Annotated in this window: 5 protein-coding genes; 2 read left to right on the top strand and 3 right to left on the bottom strand. The window is 54.8% G+C overall.

Annotated features, from left to right (window positions below):
• Positions 1-179 precede the first annotated feature (179 nt).
• Positions 180-674, top strand: coding sequence for a peroxiredoxin (locus Q7T06_RS06615; protein ID WP_304782243.1), 495 nt, complete (start codon positions 180-182; stop codon positions 672-674).
• Between the two features lie 223 nt (positions 675-897).
• Positions 898-2556 carry a PhoH family protein gene (locus Q7T06_RS06610; RefSeq protein WP_304782240.1) on the top strand — a complete coding sequence of 553 codons (1659 nt, stop codon included), beginning with the start codon at positions 898-900 and terminating at the stop codon, positions 2554-2556.
• A gap of 83 nt (positions 2557-2639) precedes the next feature.
• On the opposite strand, the gene Q7T06_RS06605 is transcribed toward Q7T06_RS06610, so the two are convergent.
• The 3 genes from Q7T06_RS06605 to dnaB all read right to left on the bottom strand — a co-directional run.
• Positions 2640-3647, bottom strand: coding sequence for an inorganic phosphate transporter (locus tag Q7T06_RS06605; RefSeq protein ID WP_304782238.1), 1008 nt, complete (start codon positions 3645-3647; stop codon positions 2640-2642).
• Between the two features lie 111 nt (positions 3648-3758).
• Positions 3759-4385, bottom strand: coding sequence for a DUF47 domain-containing protein (locus tag Q7T06_RS06600; RefSeq protein ID WP_304782235.1), 627 nt, complete (start codon positions 4383-4385; stop codon positions 3759-3761).
• 92 nt (positions 4386-4477) lie between these two features.
• Positions 4478-5599: replicative DNA helicase (dnaB, locus tag Q7T06_RS06595; protein WP_304782231.1), on the bottom strand; the 1122-nt coding region annotated here is incomplete at its 5' end.

Genomic DNA, 5599 nt, shown 5'->3' with positions numbered 1-5599 from the left:
AAGTTTTGAAATATAAAACCAGGTTTTCAATTTCATCGCTTGAAGGATGAAAACTCGTCCCCATTTGCAAAACTGGCCGCATTGTTCATCTTCATGCGCATGCCTGAATGACAACGAAACGATCATCAATCGTGCGCTGTGCTCATAGCGCGGACACTATCGGCAAAGAGAGATAATAAATGGATCAAGACCTTGCTGTCGCAGAACGCCCTTCCGTACTGAACAAAACCGTACCGGATTTTTCCGCCGCCATGACTGGCGATCAGGCATTCCAACTATCTGATTACAAAGGTAAAAAGATCGTCCTGTATTTCTATCCAAAAGACAATACGCCAGGCTGCACGACAGAAGCGATTCAATTCCGCGAACTGTATCCGCAGTTTCAGCAAACCAATACGGCAATCTTTGGCGTCAGCCGCGACAGCATCCGTTCGCATGAGGGCTTCAAGGAAAAACTGGGGCTGCCATTCGAACTGCTGTCGGACCCGGAAGAAACGCTGTGCGCAATGTTTGATGTGATGAAGATGAAGAATATGTATGGCAAGAAAGTGCGCGGCATAGAACGCTCTACATTTATCATTGACGAATCAGGCAAATTGGTGAAAGAATGGCGTGGAGTGAAAGTGCCTGGACACATCGATGAAGTACTGGAGTTTGTGAAGGCTCTTGCCTAGGTTTGCAGAACACATTGAATTCAAAAGAATTTTTCTTCAAGGAAGCCGTTTGCGGATGTGGCCACGAGCCCGCCCAAACGGCTTTTTTACTTTTCGATTTGCATCTTCTTCATTTTTCCTACGCTGTACCCGTCGTTAAATCCATCCCTCTATCTTTTTTTCATACCTTTGTCACCGTTTGTACCCGTTTTCATGTTTTCAAACTTCCTAGATCGAGGTCCTGATGCCACTGCCTAAATTACCGACCAAGCCTGCTGCATTGCTGTCAACGCAAGACTATCCGAAGGCGGATAAGGACAAGATAGTCAAGTCACTGACATTGATAGAACCGGTAGCACGCAAAGCAGAGCCTGCCCCTGCCGTCGTCCGCGCCAAGATCGCTGACAAGATTCCAGCCGAAAAGCTGCGCGCAGCTGCTGCACAAACCGTGGCGGCAGCGCCCAAAGCCGGCGTCCGTCGCCCGGTCGACAAATCCGGCATCAAGAAATTGTTTGTGCTTGATACCAACGTACTGATGCACGATCCGACATCGCTGTTCCGTTTTGAAGAACACGACGTCTATCTGCCGATGATGACGCTGGAAGAGCTGGACGATCACAAGAAAGGGATGTCGGAAGTCGCACGCAGCGCACGCCAGGTATCACGCTCGCTCGATGCGCTGGTCAGCGGCATAGAAGAAAATGCGATCGATGAAGGCATACCCTTGTCGAAGCTCGGCAACAAGGATGCCAAGGGTCGTTTATTCTTCCAGACCAAATTGCAGAACGTCACACTGCCGGAAGGCCTGCCCATGGGCAAGGCCGACAATCAGATTCTGGGTGTGGTTCGCGCACTGGAGTCGCAATATCCGGGGCGCCCTATCGTGCTGGTGTCGAAAGACATCAATATGCGCATCAAGGCGCGTGCGATGGGCTTGCCGGCGGAAGAGTATTTCAACGACCACGTGCTGGAAGATACCGACCTGCTCTACTCCGGCATCATGCAATTGCCGGACGACTTCTGGGTCAAGCATGCGAAAGGCATGGAGTCGTGGCAGGAAAACAAGCACGGTACCGGCTATACCTTCTATCGCCTGAGCGGTCCGGTGGTGCCGGCCATGCTGGTCAACCAGTTTGTCTACATGGAGCCGAAGAATGGCGAGGCATCGTTCTACGGCCTGGTGCGCCAGATCAATGGCAAGACTGCCGTCATCCAGACCTTACGCGACTATGCACACAGCAAAAACAGCGTATGGGGCGTCACCGCGCGCAACCGTGAGCAGAATTTTGCACTGAACCTGCTGATGGACCCGGAATGTGATTTCGTCACACTGCTTGGTCAGGCAGGCACCGGCAAAACCCTGCTGGCACTGGCCGCCGGCCTGGCGCAGGTACTGGAAACCAAGCTCTATAGCGAAATCATCGTCACCCGCGTCACTGTGCCGGTAGGCGAAGATATCGGCTTCCTGCCTGGCACCGAAGAAGAGAAAATGTCGCCGTGGATGGGCGCCTTCGACGACAACCTTGAAGTGTTGAACAAGTCGGATAACGACGCCGGCGAATGGGGTCGTGCCGCAACGCAGGACCTGATCCGTTCACGCATCAAGATCAAGTCGCTCAACTTCATGCGCGGCCGCACCTTCGTCAACAAGTTCCTGATCATCGATGAAGCGCAGAACCTGACGCCCAAGCAGATGAAAACCCTGGTCACCCGTGCCGGTCCGGGCACCAAGATCGTCTGCCTGGGGAACATTGCGCAAATCGATACGCCTTACCTGACCGAAGGTTCCAGCGGCCTGACCTATGTCGTCGATCGCTTCAAGGGTTGGGAACACGGCGGCCACGTGACGCTGGCACGCGGCGAACGCTCGCGCCTGGCCGATCACGCGAGCGAAGTGCTGTAAAAGGCAACCGCGCGCAACGACGCCGGATACAAAAAAGCCTGCCGATTATTTCAATCGGCAGGCTTTTTTCATGCGCGCATCGCTTACAGGATCATCGTCCCTACCCACCAGGCTATCGCCGCCACAAAGGCCGATGCCGGTATCGTGAATACCCATGCCCAGACGATATTGCCGGCGACTCCCCAGCGTACTGCCGACATTTTCCTTGAGGCGCCGACACCGACAATTGCGCCGGTAATCGTATGCGTGGTCGATACCGGCACGCCGATCGCGGTCGCCAGGAACAGCGTGATCGCGCCACCGGTTTCTGCGCAAAAACCGCCTACCGGTTTCAGCTTCGTGATCTTTTGGCCCATCGTCTTGACGATGCGCCAGCCACCGAACAGGGTGCCCAGGCTGATCGCGCTATAGCAGCTGATGATGACCCACCATGGCAGCGGATCGGCGGCGGTCGATACGCCAGCGGCGATCAACAGCATCCAGATGATACCCATCGTCTTTTGCGCATCATTGCCGCCGTGACCCAGGCTGTACATCGCCGCCGAAAACAGTTGCATGCGCCGGAACCAGCGATCGACATTGCGCGGCGTCGAGCGCACGAACAGCCATGACACCAGGATCATCATCAACGCCCCGAAGAAAAACCCCAGCAATGGCGACAGCACGATAAAGGCAATGATCTTGATCAGGCCGGATGAAATCAAGGCATCGGTACCGGCCTTGGCAACCGCAGCGCCTACCAGCCCGCCAATCAGGGCATGAGACGATGACGACGGCATGCCGAAATACCAGGTCAGCACGTTCCAGAGTATCGCCCCTACCAATGCGCCAAATACCACGTAATGATCAATGACGATAGGATCTATCGTGCCCTTGCCTATCATCGATGCGACCTTCAGATGGAACACGCCGATCGCAATGAAGTTGAAGGCAGCGGCCATCATCACGGCCGTTTGCGGTTTCAATACGCCGGTCGAGACCACGGTCGCAATCGCGTTCGCCGCGTCATGAAAGCCGTTCATGAAATCGAATACCAAAGCCAATATGATCAGAAAGGCGAGAACATAAAAGCTCATTTGAAGATTTTGCATGGATAATTTATTTCTGTTCTATCTGCATGCAGCGCAGACCAGCAGGTCTGCAGCTGCGGAACTTGCAAGACCCGACCTTGCGCAAGGTCAGGCGACATTACATCCAGGGAATCAAGCGTTCTCGACGATGATGCCTTCGATGATATTGGCGACGTCTTCGCAACGATCGGTGACCGTTTCCAGAATTTCGTAAATCGCTTTCAGCTTGATCAGGTTGCGCACGTCCGGTTCTTCGCGGAACAGCTTGGACATTGCAGCGCGCATCACGTGATCGGCATCCGATTCCAGGCGGTCGATTTCCTGGCAGATAGCCAGGATTTCACGCGAGTTATCCATGTTGTGCAGGAGAGCTACCGCTGCCTTGACTTTTTCGGTACAGGCCAGGCACAACTCGGCCAGGCGCTTGGCTTCCGGCGTGATCGCCTTGATGTCGTACAGCGAGATCGTTTGCGCCGCATCCTCGAGCAGATCGAGGATGTCATCCATGCGCGTAATCAGCTGATGGATATCGTCGCGGTCGAGCGGCGTGATGAAGGTTTTATGCAGTGCATCCAGCGTTGCATGCGTGACCTTGTCGGCCTGCTTTTCTATGCCTTCAATTGCGTGGACACGGATTTCCAGGTCATCGAAATTGGTCATCAACGCAACCATCTCTTTTGCGCCCTTGACGCAAAACTCGGCATGCTCGTTGAAAAGATCAAAAAATTTGCCTTCCTTAGGCAGCAGTCGTCCAAACATGGTCACTCACTTTGTGTTTTATTAGAATATTGAAACAGGATGCGTTGCCTGCACAAGCACAAATCCCGGGAAAAATGTCGGCCCTCGCCACATCAGTCACCCTGGTACAAGGCGGCCGAGCCGGTATAGTTTTCGAATTTCGTATATTGTCCGAGGAAGGTCAGACGCACGCTGCCGATAGGGCCGTTACGCTGCTTGCCGATGATGATTTCAGCGGTGCCCTTATCCGGCGAATCCGGGTTGTAGACTTCGTCGCGATAGATGAACAGGATCACGTCGGCATCCTGCTCGATCGCGCCGGATTCGCGCAGATCGGACATCACAGGACGCTTGTTCGGACGCTGCTCCAGCGAACGGTTCAGCTGCGAAAGCGCAATCACCGGGCAATTCAATTCCTTGGCCAGCGATTTCAGGCTGCGCGATATCTCTGAAATTTCGGTCGCACGATTTTCACCGGACGAGTTGGCCGACATCAGTTGCAGGTAATCGATGATGATCAGGCCGAGCTTGCCGCACTGGCGCGACAGGCGACGCGAACGTGCGCGCAACTCGATCGAGTTCAGCGCCGGCGTTTCATCGATGTACAACTGTGCATCATTCATTTTCTGAATCGCATGCGTCAGGCGCGGCCAATCCTCGTCCGCCAGCTTGCCGGTACGCAAGCGGTGCTGATCGAGTCGTCCGACCGAACCCAGCATACGCATGGCCAGCTGGGTGCCGCCCATCTCCATCGAGAACACGGCGACCGGCAGGCCGCTTTCTATCGCCACCGTTTCGCCGATATTGATCGAGAAGGCGGTTTTACCCATCGATGGACGGCCGGCGACGATGATCAAGTCGCCAGGCTGCAAGCCCGACGTCATGCGGTCCAGATCGGCAAAGCCGGTCGGGACACCAGTAATATCGCTGCCGCTGTCGCGGTTATACAGTTCGTCGATACGCTCGACGACTTGCGTGAGCAAGGGCTGGATTTCCTGAAAGCCCTGGGCGCCGCGCGAACCTTCTTCCGCAATCGCAAAGATCTTGGATTCGGCTTCATCCAGCATCTGCTTGACTTCCTTGCCTTGCGGATTGAAAGCCTGGCCGGAGATTTCATCCGAGACGGTAATCAGTTTGCGCAGCACGCCGCGGTCGCGCACGATCTCTGCATAGCGGCGGATATTGGCAGCCGACGGCGTATTTTGCGCCAGTGCATTGAGGTAGGACACGCCGCC

It is taken from the genome of Herminiimonas sp., assembly GCF_030645555.1.
In the GTDB taxonomy this organism is placed as follows: Bacteria; Pseudomonadota; Gammaproteobacteria; order Burkholderiales; family Burkholderiaceae_D; genus Oxalicibacterium.
The sequence above is the reverse complement of the archived record's forward strand: the minus strand, read 5'-3'. Positions and strand labels throughout refer to the sequence as shown.

Bases quoted from the DNA above. Each gene is read 5' to 3' on its own strand.
- Q7T06_RS06610 (WP_304782240.1), top strand. From the start codon at position 898: ATGCCACTGCCTAAATTACCGACCAAGCCTGCTGCATTGCTGTCAACG.
- Q7T06_RS06615 (WP_304782243.1), top strand. From the start codon at position 180: ATGGATCAAGACCTTGCTGTCGCAGAACGCCCTTCCGTACTGAACAAA.
- Q7T06_RS06600 (WP_304782235.1), bottom strand. From the start codon at position 4,385: ATGTTTGGACGACTGCTGCCTAAGGAAGGCAAATTTTTTGATCTTTTC.
- Q7T06_RS06605 (WP_304782238.1), bottom strand. From the start codon at position 3,647: ATGCAAAATCTTCAAATGAGCTTTTATGTTCTCGCCTTTCTGATCATA.